The 23051-nt window shown below is 39.3% G+C and carries 22 protein-coding genes; 17 read left to right on the top strand and 5 right to left on the bottom strand.

Annotated features, from left to right (window positions below; genetic code table 11):
* The first annotated feature begins 17 nt into the window (after positions 1 to 17).
* From IQ264_RS20680 to dnaN, 12 genes are all read left to right on the top strand, one after another.
* Positions 18 to 455, top strand: coding sequence for a helix-turn-helix transcriptional regulator (locus tag IQ264_RS20680; RefSeq protein WP_322744769.1), 438 nt, complete (start codon positions 18 to 20; stop codon positions 453 to 455).
* A gap of 203 nt (positions 456 to 658) precedes the next feature.
* Complete coding sequence (locus tag IQ264_RS20675) at positions 659 to 1048, top strand: hypothetical protein (protein WP_193982693.1); 390 nt, start codon at positions 659 to 661, stop codon at positions 1046 to 1048.
* 1 nt (position 1049) lies between these two features.
* Positions 1050 to 1478 (top strand): hypothetical protein, encoded by a 429-nt coding sequence (locus IQ264_RS20670; RefSeq protein ID WP_193982692.1) that lies wholly within the window; start codon positions 1050 to 1052, stop codon positions 1476 to 1478.
* A 43-nt stretch (positions 1479 to 1521) separates the two neighbouring features.
* The gene (locus tag IQ264_RS20665; protein ID WP_193982691.1) at positions 1522 to 2244 is read left to right on the top strand and encodes a hypothetical protein; all 723 of its coding nucleotides are present in this window, start codon (positions 1522 to 1524) and stop codon (positions 2242 to 2244) included.
* The gene (locus tag IQ264_RS20660) at positions 2241 to 2927 is read left to right on the top strand and encodes a hypothetical protein (RefSeq protein ID WP_193982690.1); all 687 of its coding nucleotides are present in this window, start codon (positions 2241 to 2243) and stop codon (positions 2925 to 2927) included. The genes IQ264_RS20665 and IQ264_RS20660 overlap by 4 nt, the downstream gene beginning before the upstream one ends.
* A complete protein-coding gene (locus tag IQ264_RS20655) occupies positions 2924 to 3529 on the top strand; it encodes a hypothetical protein (protein WP_193982689.1) in 606 nt (201 codons plus the stop codon). Before IQ264_RS20660 ends, IQ264_RS20655 begins: the two co-directional genes overlap by 4 nt.
* A gap of 120 nt (positions 3530 to 3649) precedes the next feature.
* Entirely contained in the window at positions 3650 to 4486 is an 837-nt protein-coding gene (locus IQ264_RS20650; protein ID WP_193982688.1) for a ThiF family adenylyltransferase, read from the top strand.
* A complete protein-coding gene (locus IQ264_RS20645; RefSeq protein ID WP_193982687.1) occupies positions 4483 to 5733 on the top strand; it encodes a hypothetical protein in 1251 nt (416 codons plus the stop codon). Before IQ264_RS20650 ends, IQ264_RS20645 begins: the two co-directional genes overlap by 4 nt.
* A gap of 91 nt (positions 5734 to 5824) precedes the next feature.
* Complete coding sequence (locus IQ264_RS20640) at positions 5825 to 6517, top strand: DNA-binding response regulator (protein ID WP_193982686.1); 693 nt, start codon at positions 5825 to 5827, stop codon at positions 6515 to 6517.
* 8 nt (positions 6518 to 6525) lie between these two features.
* Positions 6526 to 7299: a peroxiredoxin-like family protein gene (locus tag IQ264_RS20635; RefSeq protein WP_193982685.1), complete on the top strand. Its 774-nt coding sequence runs from the start codon at positions 6526 to 6528 to the stop codon at positions 7297 to 7299.
* Positions 7300 to 7352: 53 nt separating this feature from the next.
* Positions 7353 to 8774 (top strand): ATP-dependent DNA helicase, encoded by a 1422-nt coding sequence (locus IQ264_RS20630; protein ID WP_193982684.1) that lies wholly within the window; start codon positions 7353 to 7355, stop codon positions 8772 to 8774.
* A gap of 110 nt (positions 8775 to 8884) precedes the next feature.
* Positions 8885 to 10318, top strand: coding sequence for a DNA polymerase III subunit beta (gene dnaN / locus IQ264_RS20625; protein ID WP_193982683.1), 1434 nt, complete (start codon positions 8885 to 8887; stop codon positions 10316 to 10318).
* A 53-nt stretch (positions 10319 to 10371) separates the two neighbouring features.
* On the opposite strand, the gene IQ264_RS20620 is transcribed toward dnaN, so the two are convergent.
* Positions 10372 to 11310, bottom strand: coding sequence for a transposase (locus IQ264_RS20620; protein WP_193982682.1), 939 nt, complete (start codon positions 11308 to 11310; stop codon positions 10372 to 10374).
* A 100-nt stretch (positions 11311 to 11410) separates the two neighbouring features.
* Here IQ264_RS20620 and dnaX point away from each other — a divergent pair, with 100 nt between their 5' ends.
* The 3 genes from dnaX (at position 11411) to IQ264_RS20605 (ending at position 16963) form a co-directional block, all read left to right on the top strand.
* Complete coding sequence (dnaX, locus tag IQ264_RS20615; protein WP_193982681.1) at positions 11411 to 12766, top strand: DNA polymerase III subunit gamma/tau; 1356 nt, start codon at positions 11411 to 11413, stop codon at positions 12764 to 12766.
* Positions 12763 to 13701 (top strand): DNA polymerase III subunit delta, encoded by a 939-nt coding sequence (holA, locus tag IQ264_RS20610; protein ID WP_193982680.1) that lies wholly within the window; start codon positions 12763 to 12765, stop codon positions 13699 to 13701. The genes dnaX and holA overlap by 4 nt, the downstream gene beginning before the upstream one ends.
* A gap of 637 nt (positions 13702 to 14338) precedes the next feature.
* The gene (locus IQ264_RS20605) at positions 14339 to 16963 is read left to right on the top strand and encodes a DEAD/DEAH box helicase (protein ID WP_193982679.1); all 2625 of its coding nucleotides are present in this window, start codon (positions 14339 to 14341) and stop codon (positions 16961 to 16963) included.
* Between the two features lie 104 nt (positions 16964 to 17067).
* On the opposite strand, the gene IQ264_RS20600 is transcribed toward IQ264_RS20605, so the two are convergent.
* Both IQ264_RS20600 and IQ264_RS20595 read right to left on the bottom strand, forming a co-directional pair.
* Complete coding sequence (locus tag IQ264_RS20600) at positions 17068 to 17703, bottom strand: hypothetical protein (protein ID WP_193982678.1); 636 nt, start codon at positions 17701 to 17703, stop codon at positions 17068 to 17070.
* A 47-nt stretch (positions 17704 to 17750) separates the two neighbouring features.
* The gene (locus IQ264_RS20595) at positions 17751 to 18593 is read right to left on the bottom strand and encodes a 2-isopropylmalate synthase (RefSeq protein ID WP_193982677.1); all 843 of its coding nucleotides are present in this window, start codon (positions 18591 to 18593) and stop codon (positions 17751 to 17753) included.
* Between the two features lie 96 nt (positions 18594 to 18689).
* On the opposite strand from IQ264_RS20595, the gene IQ264_RS20590 reads away from it, so the two are divergent.
* Positions 18690 to 19334 carry a hypothetical protein gene (locus tag IQ264_RS20590; protein ID WP_193982676.1) on the top strand — a complete coding sequence of 215 codons (645 nt, stop codon included), beginning with the start codon at positions 18690 to 18692 and terminating at the stop codon, positions 19332 to 19334.
* A 148-nt stretch (positions 19335 to 19482) separates the two neighbouring features.
* Positions 19483 to 20145: a response regulator gene (locus IQ264_RS20585; protein WP_193982675.1), complete on the top strand. Its 663-nt coding sequence runs from the start codon at positions 19483 to 19485 to the stop codon at positions 20143 to 20145.
* On the opposite strand, the gene IQ264_RS20580 is transcribed toward IQ264_RS20585, so the two are convergent.
* Positions 20125 to 21300: a hybrid sensor histidine kinase/response regulator gene (locus IQ264_RS20580; protein ID WP_193982674.1), complete on the bottom strand. Its 1176-nt coding sequence runs from the start codon at positions 21298 to 21300 to the stop codon at positions 20125 to 20127. The genes IQ264_RS20585 and IQ264_RS20580 overlap by 21 nt on opposite strands.
* The gene (locus IQ264_RS20575) at positions 21293 to 22864 is read right to left on the bottom strand and encodes a type IV secretory system conjugative DNA transfer family protein (protein WP_228061688.1); all 1572 of its coding nucleotides are present in this window, start codon (positions 22862 to 22864) and stop codon (positions 21293 to 21295) included. Before IQ264_RS20575 ends, IQ264_RS20580 begins: the two co-directional genes overlap by 8 nt.
* Between the last annotated feature and the right edge of the window lie 187 nt (positions 22865 to 23051).

The following is a 23051-nucleotide window of genomic DNA, read 5'->3' as shown; positions in this document are numbered from 1 at the left end:
GTGCCAGGTAAACCTTTGTGACTGTTAGCTCTGTGTCTTCTTCCATACAAGCTCGGCATTTTCGGCTGATTAAGTTAATTGAGCAGCTGCTAGAAGAGGGTTGGACTCAAAGCACTTTAGCAGAGTCCATAGGTGTAGACTTCTCAACAGTGTATCGGTGGTTAAAAGGTAAAACTGTTCCCGACCCGGATTCTAAAAATTTTCGACAATTAGCAAAATTGAGTAATGGTAATGTTAGGACTTTACAACTTTATTTAGATGGGGAAATTTCTCTAACAATTTACCGTAAAGGTTTAGAAACTAAAAATATAACAGTGCAAGTAAAAGATAGTAATCAGAAATCTGCATCTGACGATATTAAAAAAGAGATTATCGCTAAAATTAAATCCCTAGAGCCATCTGATATTGCTGAAGTTATTTCTTCTTCAGTAGCATTTTTAGCTAATCAAGTGTAAATCTCTTTGAAGATGAAATAATTGAATATATCCTAAAAGCTGGAAGGTTTTTAAACTAAAAAACTTCCAGATTAGTATTTTTGGCTACTAAACATTACTGGGACAAATCTATTCCCTTCCCCAGTGTACGTAGTTTAGCTATTACCAGGAAATAATGGCTAGCGCCATTTGAAAATATGATCCCGATTGATAAACCAAGCTTAATGAAAAACCAAGAGGACTCACTTCTAGAAAATGCTGAAAAAATAGAAAATCAAAACTTCAGCATTAGCTTTGAAAAAGTCGTTCTGATTATAGGAGTGCAAATCTTAGCTCAATTAGAAGATGAATTAGAACGGCGCGTTATTTTAAGTTCAGGTATTAAAGGAGAACCACTTCTTCTATCTAGCTGTACACTAACCGAATTGCTTACTGGTATTCCTATCCAAGAAACTTTGCAGAGGCTAGAACAAAAATTACCAGAAATCATTGAAACAGCAAGAAGCAGGAAAAAAATCAAGCAAGAAGTACGAAGTATTTCAAACCACATCACTACTCCACAATCAATGTCAGAAAATTCAGTCGAAAGAAGTACTCAAATCAGCTTTTTCTAATATGCAATACATCCTGAAACTAGAAGGTCAAGAGCTACCGTTAACAGCCGAAATAGCAGCAACAGACCAAACAATCATTGCAGCAATCGCACCGTTTTTCCCAGAAGCTGCTAGCGCAGAAATCAAACGAGAGCAGAACGGCGAAACCACCATCATTCGTCTAGTCAAAAAAGCAGGCACTAAAGGGAATTACCTAGAAAACATCATCAATGCTACCAATGAATTAAACCTATCTATTGCCCTTTCATGGCAACTAAAACAAATGGAAATTCGCGGAGAATTAACCTTAGAGAGATTGCTAAAAATTCAGCCATTACTGGAAAAGGCAATAAGTGAAGGTGAAACCTGGGAAGTTGAGATAAACCGAGCAATTTCTTGCTTAAAAGCTTGTCAATCAATTGCTTCAAATCAACCCATCAAAGGATATTAATTAAAACCCACCGATATGTGCAATTGCTCAATTCTTGAATCCAATGATGGGAAATCTTAAACAGTACCAACTGCCAGTAAAAGTAGGAGATTGCCTTGATTATTTACGTTCGCTCCAACTGCAAACAATTTTACTAGAGCTTTACGGAGAACTTTTTCCCATTCAATGGAGCCATTCTACTATCCCATTATTCCAACAATCTCATCCCACAGTATACACAGACCGAGAAATCGAATTTTTGCAACTGCTTAATACTTGGTTTCCCATTGAATATTACGAAGAATTGGAAACAATTGAGGAAAGATATACAGAAATTTATCTCTATCCGCAAAACATTAGTTGGTGGAATCAAACATTTGAGGAACTCAGTCAAGTAGAACAATTTATCATCAGTTTACTAGATTGGGGATACGAGCGAGAAAAATGGGAATCGGTTTTTGGTTTTAGCCCTAATTATACCGCTAAACCAGAACAACTTAACTGGGAAAAGTTAGAACGATTGTGCCAAACAAAAAAACCGCCATTACAATACTTTAGCAACGTAATTAGCATCATCGACCATAGTTCAGACTGCATCTGGCTAGACCTAACTGATGAAAGTTATGAATCGTTGGCTTGGAGTAAAGAGAATATCATTTACCTAAAAAGTCAATGGGAAAAAGCACTTGAATTACAGCAGCAAATGGCAGAATTTTCAGTTTGGTTTGAAACGAAAGTCGAACACAAAAAAGCCGCCTTGAAACTGTGGAACCAATCTAAAAAATGAACGTACCATTACCACCTCTAGACATTGGAAAACTGGTGCAAACGATTATTCCTCAAACCGAGTTGGGTGAAGTACGAGCCCAACTCTTATTTTTGTCGGGACAATACGTTTTGATTTACAAGGAACAAGAAAAAACCCATTATAAATTTGTATCGCCAGCCGCCATAGCAAGAGCTTTCACCAATACAGTAATTGATTCGGGTTGGCTTGATTATCATACCGTCCGCTGGGGACATGGTTTATCTGGGGAATGGTTAGTGCAGTACTACCCACCGCAGCAGTATCGAATTCTGTGTGAAAGCAATCAATGGCAAATTCCCCTACCTGCCTTCATATTCGTCGGCTATCGAACTAGGTACTGGATTTGGGCATCAAAAACTAAACAATTTGACCCGAATGCGGCTTTGTATGCCGCCCCCCTGCCTAACGTTTATGGCGATGGTGCAATTTGCTTTGGCGAACTGCATCCACCTGATTGTTCGCCAAGTCAAATCGGAGTAGCCTGGAAAATATTTTGGCAGAGTAATTTTAGCAACCATCTAATTCAAGGTAAATCAAAGCGCTACTCTCAAGACGTGCTTAAGCAGCTAATGCAGGTAAGAAACAAACGAATTTATCCCAGCAAAGACTTAGTGATTTTCAACAAATCTCTCGATGTTATTTGCCAAAGCATTACCAAATGAAAATTCCTCAATTTATAGAGTACAAAACGGCTTTTGATGCAAGTTTACCACCAATAACTGCTAGCGCACTCGAATATTGGTTATCCAGAAATGGTGTATTTGTTCGAGCACAGCGACAAGGAATAAAAGCTTGTTTCCCCATCACCAGTTGTCGCATTGCTTCCTTGGCAGTAATAGAACCATATTTCCAAATGGAATACCCTCGCGTACCGATGGAAATAACCAAATTGATGTGGTTACTTAGTGAGTCAGCAGGCGAAAATGAAATACTTTTTCACCTATCCTTTAAAACTGGAGGTTGGCATTTAGAAGTTCCCGCCCAAATTGCTACACCAACTAGCGTTACACCTTTAATCAGTTCGGTTAATTCATCTTATGAAACAGCATTGATTGAAGTGCATTCTCATGCCAACATGAGTAGTGAATTTTCGGAAGCAGATAATCGAGAAGAAACAGGATTTAGAATTTTTGCCATTCTAGGTAAGCTGAGAAGCCAACCGGAAATTAATACTCGCATTGGCATTTATTCTCATTTTTACTCAATTCCGGCACGTTGGGTGTTTGAACTACCAGAGATGCTAGCGGAAAAACTGCCAAATTAGAACATTAATTGTAGCTGATTTTCTGCGATAATCATTTCTCCTTACCACCACAAGAATCAGTATGGCTCAAACCTACTGATTCTTTCTGTCTTTGAAAATTTTAGTTAATCATGAAATACTATGATAGACCTAACTTACAGTAATTCCGTCCCAATTTTAACTCGTCATAGTCATCAAATTAATATTTGGATTGTTGGCACAGGAGGGACAGGAGGATGGCTAGTTCCTAACCTAGCTCGATTAAGCAAAGTCATGGAAACAAGTAGCAACAAGAAGGTTACTTGTACGCTGGTAGACCCGGATATTATTGAAGCGAAGAACATTCCCAGACAGAACTTTATTGAGAGTGAAATTGGCAGTAATAAAGCCTTAGTTCTAGCCACTAGATACAACCTAGCATTAGGCAGCAATTTAACTGCTATTCCCGAACCTTTCCATGCAGATTTATTAGATAATTGGTGGACGGGTTTAACGATAATTATTGGTTGTGTGGATAATGCAGCAGCCCGTTACCAAATCAGTCAATGTCTGGACTTGAATCAAAATAAAGAACCGGACATTTGGTATTTGGATTGTGGGAATCATGCCAATTCAAATTCGGGACAAGTGTTACTTGGCTCAACCAATGAATTCCAACTAAAAAATGCTTTCGACAACCCAGAAAATCCCAGTTTTTGTATTAATTTACCTTCCCCTACTTTGCAGCATCCTGAATTACTAAAACCGCTACCTGAAGAACTGAGTAATACCTCGTTTTCTTGTGCAGAAATCGCATTGCGTAACCAACAAGGATTATTTGTAAATCAACAAGTAGCTGCCATAGCCACAGAGTATGTAAAATCTCTTCTATTAACAGGAGCATTGAGAAGGTTTGCTACTTACTTTAATAATGATATTGGTTCAATGCGCTCGCGCTACATTTGTTCCCCAACTATAACACAATATAACAGAATATGAGCCAACTTTTTCACCTCGACACTGCTATGAGGAATCCAAATCAGTTACTCAAACTTCTAGAGTCAGAAAACCCAGCCTTAGAAGTAAGAGAGGTAATAGCAGTTTTTGGAGCCTCTCTTACCCAACCAAAATTACCTAAATTGCATCAATTTCAATTAGGAGATATTGTAACCCAAGGGCAATGTTATGGAGTAGTCACTGGATTAAATGAAACAGACCGACCCATAACAATTACTTGGGATGCAAATAATGATTCTGAACCTGATATATTTGCTTACACGCTGGACGAAATTCGGTTTTTGGGAATTGCAATTATTCCTCAATTAATCCCACTGAAAACAATTGTAGAGCTACCAGCAAACATAACTATTCAACTAGCCAATACTAAATTCGTCAAATTCAATCAAGCGAATCCTCTCTTAGTTGAAGAAGTTAGCGAACATCATTTGATTATCTGCTCTTTTGAAGAGCGATATCGGTTTCCTAAAGAACTGTTTCCGGGAAAGTTATTTGCCTGTATTGTAGATATTCCCATTTCGGCTCAAGTACCTAGCAATTTATCTTTAATAGCCCTAAAAAGTAAAGTTAAATTACATTTAAAAATGGCTAAGGCTGTTAACGATAATTTGTCATGCTTAATAGCAATGAAGAAACAACAATTATTTGAAGAGTTGGTTTTGGAATTAGCAGGCAAAAATTATGATACTGAGGAACTAAACGAAGTTTGGTCGGCGGTATGGGCAGAACAAATAGCCAATTTAGCTAAAGAACAAGGTTTGTGCAACTTTAAACTAGGTGAGCGGGTTTTGAAACAACGAGAAGGGTTAGAAATCTGGGGAACTATTGTGGAGTTAAACGTTGAATTAACACGACCTTTTCAAATAGAATGGGAGCAGGGAGAAGTACAGAATTATAGCTTAATTGAATTAAAATGTTTAGGGATTACTCCCCTCAAACCTGTCATCAAATTATCGCCTAATGTTGCTTACCAAATTAGTGAAGACGGTAGTTACTTTAAAGCTTGGATTGGCTTTCGTACCAAAGGATTAGCAAAAGCTTGGTGGCGGATAATTAAAAAGCAAGTGGGATACCTCAGTCATTGGCGAGAATGTTTTAGTGCTGAATTGAAACATACAGAAAAGCGTTATGAATGCGTTGTAGAAAAGTTTCGTCAAAAAACTGTAGCTAAACGGTTGTCAAATTTGCAAAAATTAGCAGAAATCAACTTGGAAGAAATGCCTCGTTGAACGGAAAGAAAAACAAAGCATTATACTAGCTCAAGAGACTCATTAATGGTAAAACTTAGTAAGAGTTAACTAGCATGAGTTTCGAGCAAGAATGAGTCCAGAAGAACAGCAAGAAATCCTCAAGTTACGTGCTTTAAACGTCACCCCTAAACAAATTGCCCGTAAATTAGGTTTGAAAGTATCAGAAGTAACTGCATTTATCAAAGAACAAGCCGAACAAACTGCAAGAGCGAAAGCTCAAACTGGTGAATTACCACCCATAGATAAATGTCTAGCTGATACCAGATGTGCTAAAAGGTTACTGTTTGAAGATAGTGATTCTCTTCAGAATGAAATCGGAGGTTTAGGGTTAGTTTTGGTAGCCAGAACTACTGGCTACAACCGCTATAGCGTTTGTACTTATTTGCTAGATTACTGGTGTTTGGGTTTAAAAGATACAATCGGACCTAAAGACTTTAACAGTAGTAAGTATCTAGAATTCGTGCAAAATTCATATATGAACTTTCCCCAAGGATACCAAGAGATTACTTTAGAACAAGCACAAGCAATAGTTTTTGGTGCAATTGATTATGCCAAATCATTGGGATTTAGCCCTCATCGAGATTTTGAACAATCACGAACACATCTAGGTGAATGGAATGGGGAAAGTAAACTAAAATTTGGTCGGGCTGGTAGACCTTTTTATATTAGCGGCCCTTACGATAATTTCCAACGAGTTATTAGTACTCTGGAAAAGAGTGCGGGAGTGGGAAATTTTGATTATTTCGGTGGTTTTGAGGTTTGAATGAGCCAATGAGTACATATAACATTTTGAGCCAAACTGAACGCCAACGGGTAAGTGATGGAGCAATTTTACCGATTTTGAGTGGTTGCGAGTCCTCATCTCGAAAACTGGTGCTAATATTGCCACAATTGGGAGATTTCGACAGCTTGGAGTATGCTTGGTGGTTGCAACGAGATGCCCAACAGCTGCAAGCACAAGGGATAGCAATTCGAGCAGTGGGGATTGGTAATCGCACTTCCGGTCAAAAATTCTCTAGTTTTACCGGATTTCCGGCAGACTGTTTATTTGTAGACTCTACTGCTCAACTGCACCAAACACTCAACTTATACTCAGGTTTATCCCTCAAACTACCGGGTTTATCGCCTAGTGCGAATGCTTGGTTTAACCTAATATTAATGTGTGCTGGAATTGGTAGTCCAGGGACTTTGGCAGAAGTATTTCGCGGATATAAAGGCGACGCAAAAGCACCTCAGTTAATTGGCGATGAAGAAATTGTACGGGCTGCCCCCCTGCCACCACTAAAAGGTTCATTCTTCAAATTGGCAGGTGGTAAAGGTTTTCAGCGTCCATTTGAGTTAGCAACTTTACGACTGCGAAATATGGCAGAAGTGTTAACTAACTGGAAAACATACGTTCCTAATTCTGCTTATCTTACTCAACGTGGCGCAACTTTCTTGTTTAATCAGCAGGGAGAATTGCTGTATGAACATCGCGACTCTGCCATCCTTGGCTTTGCTGCTGATATGAGTAATCCGCTATCTTTTCTCAAGAGAACCAACTAAAGTAAGCTAGCGCTTAAATCAAAGGTTGAAGAAATAGTAATTGAGTGAAATCAATGATACAAAATTTACTCAACCTAACCCAAACAAGCGATGCACCCCAGTTGACTTTTACTCCCCAACAATCAAAAGCTATCCAACAACTAAAAGAATTTTTGATTAGCCCAAACACAATATTTCTGTTATGTGGATACGCCGGAACCGGAAAATCGACAATCATCATTCAATTCATCAAAGAACTGCTACAACAAGGCAAAAGAATTGCTCTAAGTGCGCCCACCAACAAAGCAGTTAATATCCTGAAAAAGTTAGCAGCACAGCACCAAATTATCGGAGTAGACTTTTTGACAATCCACCAACTGTTAGGGTTAGGAATGGTCAGAAAAGAACAAGATAAAGTGCTAGAGCAAACCAACTCCAGTACCCTATACCTATACGATATTATCATTCTTGATGAATGTTCGATGGTAGGAAGAGAACTGTGGAAATGGATAGAAAAAGGATTCAACCAAACACTCTTCAATCGGAAAAAACTAATTTTAATGGGAGATCCAGCACAATTAAATCCCATTGGAGAAAAGCGCAGTCCTAGTTTTAATGTCATCAATCGAGCTATCCTAACAGAAGTAGTTAGACAACCAGGAGAAAGCCCAGTACTGGACTTTATTACTAACTGTCGCTCCTTCGTAAAAAGTCAAGCTAAAACTTCAATTTTCCTACCTCATTCTCAATACAAAAAAGGAGATAAATCGAATGGTGCTTTTAAAGTAACCAGCGAAACAATGTTAGACTATGCCATCAAAACAATCAAGCGAAAATTTGCTCTTCATCCCGATTGTTTAAGAATTCTCTGCTGGACAAACAAACGAGTAGATTACTACAATCAGATAATTCGAGAACAAGTCTACGGTTCGACTGCACCACGATTCGTTCCTGGCGAACGACTAATTACTAAAAAACCAGTAATAGCACCAGATGGCAAGACGGTAATTTTGCCAACTTCGACTGAATTTACCGTAAAAGAAGTAGAAATCAGTCAACATTATGGCTATCGAGTATGGCTGCTAAAAATTGTTACCGATGAGGGAATAATGCGGCAGATTTTTGTGCGGCATGAATCCGAATCCAACCGCTACGAAGCAGAACTAGAACAAAAGCTAAAAAGTGCCAAACGAAATGGTTTCTTGTGGCGTAAATACTATTGGTTCAAAGATGATTTGTTTGCCGAAGTCGATAATTGTTTTTCTTTGACAGTACATAATTCGCAAGGAAGTACTTTTGATGTAGTAGGAATAGATGGGGATGACCTTTTTACTCGCTTATTGGTAGGAAATGATGAGAGCAGAAAACAGAAATTAAAGGAGTATCATCGTTTGTGGTATGTATCAGGCTCCAGATGTAAAAAAAGACTATTATTTATCGCTCCTCAACCTCACAAAGTTGAGCGATTACTACCACGACAAATTACGCTTTTTTAACTAGGGAAGTAGGGAGTAGGTAACTTTGATTTGCTACTCTCTATTTCTTATTTCCTAATAATGACGACTGCTATCGCAGCGATAAGCCGAACCATTAAATTGCCAGAATTATGACAAGAATTGGACTAAAAAAATCAGTTAGAGCCAAAACAGTTGACTCTAGTATAACGTCCCCAGAACGTTCAAATGCAGATAGTGCTAAAAAACGACAAAAAAGTTCAAAGACTACCTCCACTAACCAACCAAAACCAACTGAACCGCTAGAAACTAGTTTATCCCAAACCGAACAAACCTCTGAAATATTGGCTCTACCAACACCAGTAGAAGCGATTTGCAATTCTAGAGAATTCAACGATTACGTGCAGGTACTTAAAGCGATCGTCCCTAACAATAATAACCATCCGATATTGTGCAACATTCTGATTGAAGCCGAGCCAAATTCCCAAAAATTACAATTGACTGCATACAACCTAGAATTTGGAATGCAAGTTAGCTTTGATGCCACAATTAATCAACCTGGTTCTCTGACATTACCTGTTACCATATTAGCTGATATTTTAGGAAAATTTCCTCAAGGTCGGCTGACAATAAACAGTGAAGTTACTATACCCAAAGGTAACAAAGCTGCAAACACACCACCATCCCTAACTGTCACTTTATCAATGCCAAGAAGTCGGCACGTTATTCGAGGAATAATCGCCAGCGAATTTCCCACAATTCCTCTAGTAAACCACAAGTTATTTTCTCTCCCAGCTAGCGTACTAATAGGGGTACTTAAAGGTAGTTTGTTTGCTGTTAGTTCCGATGAAACGAAACGAATTGTAACAGGGGTTAACTTTAAACTTAGTTATGATGCGGAACGTGGGATTAATCACCTGAGAATTTGGACAACAGACGGACATCGAATTGCCATGATTTTAGGATTAAGTGAGAGCAACAATGAGGCTAATCATTTGCTTACAGAAGCAGTAGAATTTACCGTACCTGCCAAAGTACTAAAGCTATTAGAACGCAATTTAAACTCGACAGAGCGGGTTGCTATCTACTACGATGGTTCGGCAGAGCACTCAGCAAAGTATGTAGCTTTTCGTTGTCAAAATTGGCAAATGACAACTCAATTGTTAGAAGGAAATTACCCACCATGTAACCAAATTGTTGACCCCTACAGAGGTGAGTTGAAGTACCAAATAATAGTGGAGCGATTAGCTTTAGTTAAGGCATTAGAAAGATTAGCAACTCACAGCGATAAATCCCACGTTACAGTAGGGTTAGAATTTGATTCCGAACAACAACAAATTCGAGCTTCAATTACTAATGCAGTTAGTTCCGGTCAGGAAATAATTGCTGCTAAGATTGATGGTGATAACTTGCGAGTAAAGTTAGATATTCGTTATTTAATCGATACAATGAAAGCAGTTACAACGTCAGATTTACGAATGCTCTTAGCTTCACCCTTGGCACCTGTCTTGATTGTACCTTTTGGTACGCCAATTTCAGGAGAAGCTGCAATCGAATCCGAATATGCAATAGCACCCCAAGAGTAGGTGAAAAAGGGAGAAGGATTTTTGACTTTTCCTACTCCCTTTTTCCTCTTAAATCAATCATTACTTTCTTCTGATTGAGACTGAGATACAAGTTGCTGAAAATCAGACAATGATTCAATAGTAACAGCTTGCCTATGCAACATCCTGAGTAACTCAGAATCTTGTACCAGATTAATAGCTTTTACCAACTCACTTGGCAGTTCTGTGAACCGGATTTCTAAAATTTCGATAATATCCTCTCGACGAGCTAAACGTTCAAAAGTAGTATCGTAACGCATTTGATTTTCCTCCTCAAAACGTTTGATTTCTTGAGTAAATCCACTTTCCAAATCTCCTGGTAATGTCATCATCCAGTCAATTAATCGGAACAACTCACGAATTTCAGCCCGATTATAACCTCGTTCAAACAGACTCTTGACAATGCTTAATTTCCACTCTAACCGTTCTTGAGGTTTTCCACCTGTCGCCTGTGTTTTCAGGTGCGCCATAACAATAGGAGCGAAAGGGTTAGTATTGGCTTCTAAAGTTTGCCAGTCCTGTTGATAGTCTAGCAATTTAACCATCGAAAACCTTAACAAAACCCTAGTTCCCCAAATGTCATAACTGTACTCTTGGGGTCGCCAAGATTTTTCTGAGTCGGCTAAAATAGCTAAACTCGCCACTTTTTTCCGATAAATACCGAAAATGCGACTATTATAAACATACATCCTTTCCGCAAAAGTTGATTGGTATTGACTTTGTACTTCTAAATGAATCAACACCCAAGTTTCCTCACCATTAGTTAACCAAACTTTCACTAACTTATCAGCTTCTCGCTGTCCTAATTCGTCATCCCGCATCACTTGTCTGAGTTCGTTATCAAGAAATTCGTGGGGGATTTTCCAGTCAATTTGTTCGTAGATATCCGGGAAAAAGAAAGCAATAAAAGATTTAAAGTAGACAGCGATAGCTTCTTGACAAGGATTATCATAATCATCCCGTTGTTTAGACATATAGTTCAATTTCTTTAGTTCAATTAAAAGTATACATTAGACAAAAGTTTCTCTTCCCCTAGCGGGGATTCTCTGGGAACTTTTATGAAAAACTGAAATAATGCACCAACCATTATCGCTCAAATATCGACCAAAAGACCTGGCAAGTTTAGTAGGTCAAGAACCAATCAAAATCGCCCTAACAAACGCAGTAACTTCTGCTAAAATTGCCCCAGCTTATTTGTTTACCGGGCCAAGAGGAACGGGTAAAACTTCAACCGCACGCATTCTAGCTAAATCGTTAAATTGTCTTAATTCGTCAGTTCCCACAGCAAATCCTTGCCAAAAATGTGCATCATGTAAAGCAATTGATGCAGGCAATAGTTTGGATGTAAGTGAAATTGATGCAGCTAGTCATAATGGGGTAGAAAATGCTAGAGAATTAATCGAACGCAGCAATTTTGCACCAGTAATTAGTCGGTATCGAATATTCGTTTTAGATGAATGTCACCAACTTAGTAGTAGTGCTCAAAATGCACTGCTAAAATGTATCGAAGAACCACCATCTCATGTGGTATTTATTCTCTGCACGACTGAAGCACACAAGGTATTACCAACTATTAGTTCGCGCTGTCAAACCTTTAACTTTAAAGCACTGTCTATGGAGGCAATTGTCGAGCAATTGTCGAGAGTAGCTGTTCAAGAATCTATTGCCATTACAGAGGAAGCAAATAAGCTAATTGCACGATATTCAGAGGGTGGATTAAGAGATGCTTTGCAATTGCTTTCTCAATTATCGCTGATGGGAGAAGAAATTACACCAGAGCGTGTAGTAGAAGTGTCAGGTGGGATTCGTTCTCATGATTTAGCTACGATTGTCAAAGCTATCTGTGCGGGTGATGTACTGACAGTATTACAATCAGCAAGAACTCTAATTGATAGCGGTAAAACACCGAAATTGATTCTGAGTAGTCTGTTGGCAGTTTACCGCGATTTACTGATTGTTAAAAGCGTACCCAAAAGTGAGAATGTAGTCGTCGGAACTCTGAATTATTCGCAATTACGGCAAGTTGCTAACGCTCTAGAATTTTCTAGCATAGATGCAGCTTTAATGCAGTTACAAAAATCAGAAAGTCAGTTGAGAGTAACAACTAATGGTGCTACTTGGTTGGAAGTATGCTTGCTCAATTTGATTCACAATAATCAAGAGCAACATAATCGAAACGGAAATGGTAAAGCTGGGGAATTGAGTTCCGTTTGGAGTCAGGTTATTGAAGCTACAAAACCAGCTAATCGCACCTTACTTTCTCGTGCCAAATTAATCAGTTTCAATGAGAGTAATTGCGTACTAGCAGTCCCCACATCTGATGTGAAAAAGTTTCAATCTAATATTGCATTAGTAGAACGAATTGTCAGCCGAGTATTGGGTTATCCAGTTACGATTGCGATTGAACAAAGGAAGGAACTGTCAGCATGATAACGCTATTAGTTGGCAACGATACTGAAGCGATTAAGCAAGAATTGGCAATATTAAAAGCACAAACTCATCCTCAGTGGCGAGACTTTAACATACATCAATTTAGTGCCGAACAATTAAGTGTTGCTATGATGAGTGCTTTTTCAATTCCTTTTGGTGAAGGTGGCAAACTGATTATCGTAGAAAACTGTGATTTCAAACAGTTTGGTGAAACTGGATTAGAGATGTTGCAACCTTTATCCATGTTACCCAAAACTACCCATTTGGTGTTTACGGCTAATTCGATTGATAAGCGACTGAAGGTAACTAAATATTTGTTATCGTTAGGGAAGCTCAAAGAGTTGGCTTTGATTCCACCTTGGCGTAGTGACTTAATCGAACAAGCGATCGCTAATACTGCTAAACAAATGCAGTTAACTATTGCTCGTGATGCTATGAACTATTTAGCTCAAGCTATTGGTAATGATACTACCAGAATGGTGAAAGAATTGTCAAAGTTAGCTGTCTATGCCGCAGGTGCAAAGATTACCAAAGAGCAGGCTATTGCGTTAATTCCCATCACCACAAGTAACAGTTTACAATTAGCTCAAGCATTACTCAAACGTGAAACTGTTGCCATTGTTCAGATAGTACGCGAATTACTATCTCGTGCTGAATTTCCTTTAGTAATTGTGGCTACTCTCATTACTCAGTTTAAGACTTGGTTGTGGGTAAAAGCAGCATTAGTAGCTAAACTCTCTGACTCAGAAATTGCTACTTTGTGCGGTTTAGGCAATCCAAAAAGAATGTATTTCTTACGACAAGAAGTAAATGAAGTTTTGACGAATTACTTGTCAAAAGCACTTTCGATGCTGTTTGAGTTGGAAGTTGAACTAAAAAGTGGAGGAAAGGCTGATTCCATACTGCCAGCATTGTTGAGAATTTGCCTTTCATGAACACCTGAATCTTTCTACATCTGCAAAAAACTTTCAGTGGCGCTATTGGTTAAAAACCAGTAGCGCCAACCAATAGCAATCGTACCTTGTTTTGAGGCGTTATGAGGGTAAACACAGGTTTCAATGTCACGGGTACGACAAGCCGACCGCAGTACCGATTTACCGATTCAGAGCGGAATCTTAACTATATTGTAACTTTTCGATATTCAGATCCCAACACGCTCCGATTGGAAATCTACCAAAATAATCGAGAGATTGCCAATGAATTGCTTACACGGGAATCTAACCAACTCATTAGGTGGGCCTTGATGCTCCCGAAAGCTGGCGCTCGTGGGTAGAAATTGCTTTTCCCTCAAAGTGCGGGGTAGAGAGGGATTTTGGGGATTGGGTATTGGGTTTTTGACTGCTAGGTTAAATTATTTGCTTTCTTAACTACTTCCTTTAACTCTTCACCATATTGAGTCGAATAAATTGGGTTTCCCGGTGACTGAGTATTCGTGCCAGCAGCGCTTGCTCGATATTTACAAGGAGAATTAACCGAGCGAGTGCATACACATTGCTGCCATTTGTCCTGCTTAATTTTTATTTTTTTCCGCCCCTATCGGTGGCGGTAAATAGAAGTAATCGCAGTCTACAGATGCAACCAGATTATCTAAAATTACTGGCTCAATTTGAGCGGGAATTCTCTCCTATTTCTCACAATCAATCGATAACAGAAAACCAATTGATTGAGGCTGACAATCTACTAGAATTACTAGGAGAAGACATCATTTGGCATGAAACAACGCCTGCAACCAATCCACTCAATAAAAACCTGCCATCTGATTTACCAAAAGAACTGAAACAAGCTTTACAACAACAAGGCATAAAACAACTTTATTCTCACCAAATTAAAGCTCTCAAAGCAGTGCGTCAAGGTCGAGATATCATCTTATCAACTACAACTAGTTCTGGCAAATCTTTGAGTGCATATCTTCCAATTTTAGAAGGAGTAATGCAGCATGATTATACCGCCTTAGCTTTTTATGGATTAAGAGCCTTAACATCAGACCAAGGTCAAAAAGTTGCCAACTTAATCAAATCTATTCCCCAGTTTGTACAACCTCAATTAGCGATGCTAACTGGAGATACTAGCAAAGAGGAAAGAGAAAGATTGTTAGCAACTAATCCTCAAATTATTGGAGCTACGCCGGAATTAATTCACTTTGCACTTAGAGGAGTTTATTGGAGTCAACCTTGGCAGCAATTCTTGAGCAAACTGCGTTACGTGCTAATTGATGAAGCACATACTTTTAATGGTGTTTATGGAGCAAATATGGCAGCTTTAATTCGTCGCTTAAAGTTGGCAGTTGATGGTAATGGTGGTAATTCTAATCAACTACAATTCATCTTTTTGAGTGCTACAATTGGTAATCCAGTAGAATTAGCTAGAAGATTATCTAGTAGGAATCGTCAACGTAATTCAACTAAACCGGATAGATTAGTTTGGATTAATTCCAGTGGAGCAGCTACACCTTCTCGACAGTTAATTGTTACTAAACCCAGCCATAATGCTAATCCAGATGCAGCGAGAATCATCTTGTTTTTATTGCAATCTGGACAAAGTGGAATTTGTTTTTGTAATGGCAGACAATCTATCAAGAATTTGTGGTCAACTTTACGACAGGAGGCGATTCAACAAGGTTATAGTAGCATTGAAAAACAAGTAGCTATATTCTATAGCAGTTTAACTAGCCAGCGTCGTGCTCAAATAATTCAACAATTAGAATTAGGTCAGATTCGATGTATTATCAGTACCAGTTCGTTAGAAGCTGGAATTGACTTACCACAACTGGATTATGTAATTATCAGAGGTTGGCCTGGTAGTTTACAAGCATTTCGACAAAGATTAGGAAGAGCAGGGAGAGTAAAAGCTGGTTTAGCTGTTTTTATTCCGATTGCTCAATTACCGCTTGATAATTATTTTGCTACACATCCTCAGTTGTTATTAGGAGCTCCGTCAGAACAAGTTAGCTTTAGTACTAATTACCCGATAGACTTAGCCAAACATTTGATGTGTGCCGCAGTAGAAACGGGAATTCCTGTTACTAAACTCAATTACTATTTTGGTAAATTGGCGCTTTCTATTGTCACAGCTTTGATGCAACAGGGAGTCATGCACAAAAGTCGTGGTCGATTATGGGCGAAAGGATTTCCCCATAAAGATGTTAACTTTCGAGGTGGAATAAACAGCAGCACAGTTCAATTGGTAGATGCGGAATCTGGAGAAGAAATCGAAAGTTTAAGTGCTGAAATTGCTATTCATAAAGTGTTTCCAGGTGCAATTTACCGAACGCAGAATTCGGACGGACAATTAGTAACTTATCGTTCGGAAACTCTGGAATTGGAAATGGGAAAAGCCCTATTGCAGTTAATTACAGAAACTCCGTTGTTTACGATTGCTGTCAATCGCGTTGATACCTGTATCCATCAAGAATTGAGTACGCCAAAAATTGTTCCTTTGCTTGTGTCAACCGGAGAAAGTAATGGTTCCACTCAAGTTCCGTTATCAATACAATTGAGTTTAGGTTGGGGTGAAATTAGTCAACAAGTGACTGGGTATCAATTACTAACCAGATCATACAAGTTAACTTGTTTGCAGAAGAAGTGTGTAAACTATAAGGAAGGATTGAACGAACGTACTCATTGTCCAGCTTGTGGTAAACTGTTGCGGAAAGCGGAGTTAACAACGGTACTTAATGAAGTTGAATTTGAGCGATATTATGCTATCAAGTTTAGTACTCCTGTTGTCCAGATTAGTGTTAGCGAATCAGTTAATCGATACTGGCAAGAAATTGTAGTTCGGACTCGCACTCAATTGTTGCAAACCAAGCAACCAATTCCGACAAATTATCAACAACTGTGGGAATATCCAGCGCAGTTTTTAGTAATTCATACTTTTGGACATCAGATTTTAGCAGCTTTGCCATTGGTGGTATTGTCTGGGATGAATGATGTGAGTTTTCGAGTAGAAAAAAGAGGAATTGCAGATTATGTTGGTTTATTTTATGACCGGGTTGAAGGTGGTTCTGGTAGTGCGGAGGCAATTTTTAAGCAGTTGCCAAAACTTGCTAAAGTGGCAGGTGAATTAGCTCGGAATTGTGAATGCGAATCCGGTTGTCCTAAATGTTTGATTCAATCTGGTTGTCCTGATGGTAATAAAGGTTTGCTCAAAGAAATGGGGCTGCTTTTATGTGATGCGCTTTCATTATCTGAAGCATAATTAATCAAAATTATTACAGGTTAAACTGAAGGTAAAAGCATTACCAAAAAATGCTTTTACCTGATTTTTCGTTAGGAATTGCAATACCAGTAGGCATGAGTAATTTACTCGTTCGACATTAATTGAGGAAACTTCTGATTCAAACTTTCATTAAAATAGTGCTGACACCAAAATTCAGCTATTTCTAACAACATTGGCACAGATTCTGAAGTTATACCCGTACCAGATATCGGTGTATAATATTCCACATATTCTCTAGCAAGTTTATAAGCCCAGTAAGGAAAATCTTGCTCTACAAAACAACGCAGAGCATATTCTAATTTTAGTAAATTTCCACTACGAACAAATCGTACTGTTGTCCAATGAACGCGCCGATAGTCATCTCCTTGTAAGCTATCAATTTGTCTGAGTAATTTAAGTAGAGATTGCTGATTTTCATAAGTAGGATTTTCCAGGTTAATTTTCATCAGCGCCAACGCTTCATTCATCAATTCTTTTTGCTGTAACCATTCTTCATCGCTGAATTCTTCGGGACACTCATCTTGATTCATTTGTTCTTGTACTCGTTTAGCAATGTAAAGAGCAAATTCTTCGCTAGCAATTTTATCTGTGCAGATACTTTTAATACTGGTCAGCCGAGTAATGGATATAGCAAATCGAGTAGCTTCAGCTTCTTTAGCTGTTTGAATCCATTTTTTGATTTTATTATCTACAGTAAGTTGTTGGTTTTTTTGTTTCATTTAAATCCTCTTCATCATTTAACAGCTTCATTTGTAAATCGATTTTCTTAAGGAATTTGTTCTATGATTTGTTTGACTAATTCAGAAGCTGAATCTAATTGATTTAGATTTACATTCGTATAGTAGTCAGGCATCCGAGCAATTTTTCTCACCACTGTTGCTAAATCTGCATTTCCTTTTCTCGCTCCCAACCCATTAATAGAACATTCGATTTGTCTTGCGCCACTGTTGAGAGCAGCTATTGAATTTTCGACAGCCAAACCTAAATCATCATGACAGTGAACTGAGAGAGTAATGCGACGATCGATCTCCCCCACCCGTTGCTGTATCATTTGAATTAGTTGAGCAAATGATTCTGGGGAAGCTGTTCCCAAACTATCAGGAATGCTGATGGTAGTTGCTCCACTAGCACAAGCTGTTTCCACCGCCTGACATAAAAAATCTGGTTCGCAGCGGGTAGCATCAAACGCCGACCATTCTACATCTGCACAACAGTTTTTTGCTGTAGTCACGCTTTCTCGAATCCGGGCTAGTGTTTCTGCTTGACTCAGGAGCGAGCGCTCTTTTAAATTTACAGAAGTGTAAAGATGAATTCTGCCTCTTAAAGCAGGTTTAATTGCCTGGGCTGCCACCATAATTTCTGCAAATTTATCGCTAGCTAAAGCGCAAACAATCGAATCTTTTACAAGTTGAGCCACTTGGAAGACTGCGGCAAAATCTTTCTCTTTAGCTGCCGGATATCCCACTTCAATTACATCAACCTTCATGAACTCTAAAAACTGAGCCAATTCAAGTTTTTGCTCCACATTAATTTGCACCCCTGGCATCAATTCTCCATCGCGCAGCGTAGTGTCAAAAATGATGACTTTATTTCCTATGCCTTCAGCCATATTGCGCCTCGCGCCAGTCCTCGCTCAACAAAAACGTAGGTGTTCCAGTGGCGCAACCGCCACTTAAGTTTCAGAACTAGTATTCATTCTGAAACTATGAAACTGCTAACTTTATCAGACTTTCAACCAATTAAAAGTCACAAATCCACCTCTTCTTTAGTTCCTAGCCAAATTCAACAACAATTCCAGTTACTTGTCAAACAAATGTTAATGGGATTGCCAGTAGAACCAATCCTTGACAATTATCCTCAATTTCAACAATGGATTACATTGTTAAAAGAATTAGCACCTAGTCTATTTGTTCCTCAGAAAAAGCTTTTTGTTGACCTAACAATTACCGCTCGACTAGAGTTGAATTTGGATGCAAACAATACTTCTTCTCCTTCATCTTTCCCACTCATTGAAGTGCAGACAAATATAGGAATTATTAAAGGCAGAAAGCGGCTATTTGAATGGGGAATTCGTCATCCTAGTCTAAGTTATTCTGACCGAATTAAATTATGGGTAGCGACTGAGCATTTTCAAGTAAATCCTGATGAAATGCAACTGATTGTTTTAGCACTGCATCCGACAAGAACTGCTCAGAAAGTAGTATTTAATTGGGATAGCAAACAACATAAGCTCACCCGCAATTGGTTAGTTAAGAGAATGAAACCATCTATTGCTACCAATAAAAAAAATACAGAGGCAGCACTCACTCTAGCAAAAAGCCTAGACCAAATCGAGGAAATACCGCTATGAACTAATAAGAAATAATTAAAATTTACTGTTATTTCCTGAAAGATTGTGCTAAGAATAGAACTCTTTCTTTTACCGAGCAACCGATAGCATTTGTCAAGGTTGCCGGAAAAGTTTGTTCGTGAAACAATTATTTGGAGAACAAATAAAAATGTCCGTCAAAATTGATAAAAAACCAAAAACAATTTTGATTGTGGAAGATAACCCGATGTTGCAGGTAGGGCTGCGGCACGCACTTTCTGCTCAACCTGCTTTTCAAGTCATCGGACAAGCGCAGGATGGTCTACAAGCAATGAATGCAGCCGTCGAACTCAAACCAGACATTGCTTTAGTCGATATCGACTTGCCAGGAATGGATGGTATTACACTGACGCAGCGAATCAAAGAAATACTACCTAACACCCAAGTAATCATTTTTACTCACTACACCAATCGAACCAAAGTGATAGCTGCGTTAACTAGTGGGGCTAATGGATACTGCGTTAAAGGTGTTAGTATTCCTCAACTAGAAGCAGCAATTACCGCAGTAGCCGAAGGAAACTTTTATCTAGATGCGAAAATTGCTGAGTGCTGGCTGCAAAACCTCAGACAACCATTACCCGACGGTGAAGAATTAGAAGAAGTGAAATTGACTGCACGGGAATTGCAAGTTCTACAACAATTGGTTGAGGGGAAAAGCAACACGGAAATTGGTCTAGAACTGGGGATTAGTGCCAACACGATTAAAGGTCACGTTCAGCAGATTATTCATAAACTGAAAGCAAGCGATCGCACCCAAGCCGCAGTCAAAGCTTTACGCTTGGGGTTGGTTTAGCATTAACGGTAGCGTAAACCAGAAACTTGCTCCTTGACCTAAGTCACCAACCACACCAATTTGTCCACCGTGCGCTTCTACAATTTGCCGACAAATATAGAGTCCCAAACCCGTTCCCGGACGACGTACAGAGTTAGTTCCCCGCACGTACAAATCGAATAAGGAAGCACATTCAGTTTTTGGAATGCCCACACCATTATCCGCAACGATGACACGCAGCATTTTTTTATTAGCATCTACCAGGGCATCCAATGTCAACATAAAACCAGATGGATTGTATTTGACTGCATTACCAATCAGATTTTCAAACACTCGCCAAAGTTGTTCGGCATCAGCATTTATCAAAGGTAAATCGGCAGCAATCCGATAAGCAACAACAACCTGAGACTTGGTTAACATCGGTTCCCAGTTTTTCAAAATACGACTGGTCAAAGCGTGCAGCGATATTGGTTGCAAGTTCAACGGATAGCGCGACGTTTCTAATAGCTGCGTTTCCACTAAAGAATCAATCAGTTGAAGTTGGCGAGTGCAACTATCCAACATTGTTTCTACAGTTTGCCTGTCGAGTACAACATCTACCGTAGTATTTTTTAGATAACTTTGCAGTAACAACGAAATTCCGGTGACAGGATTTCGTAAATCGTGAGAAACAGCATGGACAAAAACTTTCAAACGCCGTTCTGTCTGCTGTCGTTGTTTAATTTCCTGTTGTAGTTGAATATTCTGTGTAGCGAGTTGTTGATTCTTGGCAAATAGTTGCTGTTGACAGCGACGCATCGCTAATTGCTGTTCGACTCGCGCTACTACTTCAATCGGTTCAAACGGTTTGGTGATGTAGTCAGCACCCCCGACTCCAAACCCTTTGACTTTATCAAATACATCGTCGGCAGCACTAATAAAAATAATCGGTATTTTTTTGGTAATATCAGATGCTTTGAGTCGGGCGCACACTTCATAACCATCGAGATCTGGCATTCGGATATCCAGTAAAATTAGGTCGGGCAGTTGCAAAGCGATCGCTTTCAATGCTCTTTCCCCATTTACCACTTTTCGTACTCGATAACCATGTTCAACTAGCATAGATGATAACAACCGAATGTTATCAGGAATATCATCAACTATCAAAATATCAGGTGGAACCAAATGTTCAGTCATGAATTACACCGCTAATTGCTTTGTTTTTTAGGAGTTCCCGAATCTTGCCGACAGTTTGATTTGATTGGACATCAGCCGTAGTTACTGGGTCGCTAGGGTCGTGAGGATGGGGTAATAATTGTTCGGCAGCACGAATTCGACGATCTAGTTCCTCATCAATATTGAGTACCTGCTTAGTTTTCGGGTCAACTGATTGCCCAGAAGCTCGTTTCTCTAGCTGAGGTCGAATCTTGCTATCCCAGAGTACTTCTGATTGGAGAGCGCGTTGGCGGTCGCTAGGCTTAACTGGAATCTTTAAGGGATAGGGAAACAGAGCTTCCGTACCAGAACTATAAGCAGGAGAGGTAATTACGCACTTACCTTGCGGAAATCGCAGAATTTCATCAGCACTAATCAACGGTTTCTTTTGCAATTGTTCGTTCCAATTGACAGAACGGCTAGTATGTTGACCCATCGAACTACCCGTCGAGCGATTTTTCACCAGCACTTCCACTTCCCCATAGCGTTTAGAATATTTCTCTGCCGTGTCGTAATCGCCCGGATTGAATAGCACATGAGTTGATAGAGCACTAGCGATCGCTGCTCCCTTTTTATCCCCATAAAGGTTATACAATTGATTCAAACTTTGAATACCGACAATCGGTACACCGCCAGCACTGCGATATTCGTTAGCCCATTGATCCATGCGCTCGAATTTGAGCGAAGGAAATTCATCCAAACAGTACACGAAGGGGTCTTTTCTTGGTTTGGATAGATTACTGACAACGCACAAGTGGATGGCGGCTGCTAAAAGTGGGCCGACTACGGCACGTCTTTGGTCATCTAATTTAAAAATGATGCACTTTTTCCCTGATAAAACAATGGGGATAGTACTTTGACCGATAAAAGCTCTTAGTAAATCTTTTTGAATGAAAGCCGAATAAGTTGCTTCGGCTGTAGCTTTGATACCTGCTACAGTTTTTTCCGCATCTTTGGAACTTAAAAGTTGAGAGAAACTAGCAGCAATCCATCGATCCATTTTCAGGGGATGACCTTCAGGACGATGAACTGTATGATGAATGCGTTTGACTAAATCTGGTAGTTGAATAAAGGCATAGACCATTGCTAAATCTGGGTAGGGACTACCTTTAGCTAGCTGTACCAGTCCCTTAGCCATTAATTCACCAGCTTTCTCAAAAAATTCGTTACCTTTGCTTTCTCCCAAACTGGCATTACGCGCAATTACCGAACCAATTTCTGCCGCCATAACTGCATCTTGAGCATCTCTCATAAAGTCCAGGGGGTTGATTACACCTGAATAACTTTCCCCCGGTGCAAACACTTGCACGTCATAACCGTAACGAACAGCTAAGGGAGCGTGTAATTTCATTTGCTCGCCTTTTTTATCGTAAATAATCACGGGAAATCCTTGTTGGAATGCACTTTCAACTAAGCGGTCAACGACGCTAAAAGTTTTTCCACTACCTGGTGCGCCAATTACTAAAATACCGCGTTCGGCATGAGGGAACCAAACAGTAGGAGAAGCATTAAGCAGGGTTTGGAAATAAGCACTTACACCCTTCAATTTACCAGGTAGCCAATAACTGGGAGTCCCACTCCATAAAGTTACAGGCTGTCGTTTTTTGGTTCTTCCGTACTTACTGTGCTAAATTATTAGGGAAGTGTTAAGCATCAAAGAGATGAAGAATAGATTACTGACTAAGTTGCTAAACCTACCAGGAGTTATAGTAGAAGAAAGTCAAGAAACAGAA

The organism is [Phormidium] sp. LEGE 05292 (assembly GCF_015207735.1).
Classification (GTDB): Bacteria; Cyanobacteriota; Cyanobacteriia; order Cyanobacteriales; family Aerosakkonemataceae; genus Floridanema.
This window is presented reverse-complemented; position numbering and strand designations above follow the sequence as displayed.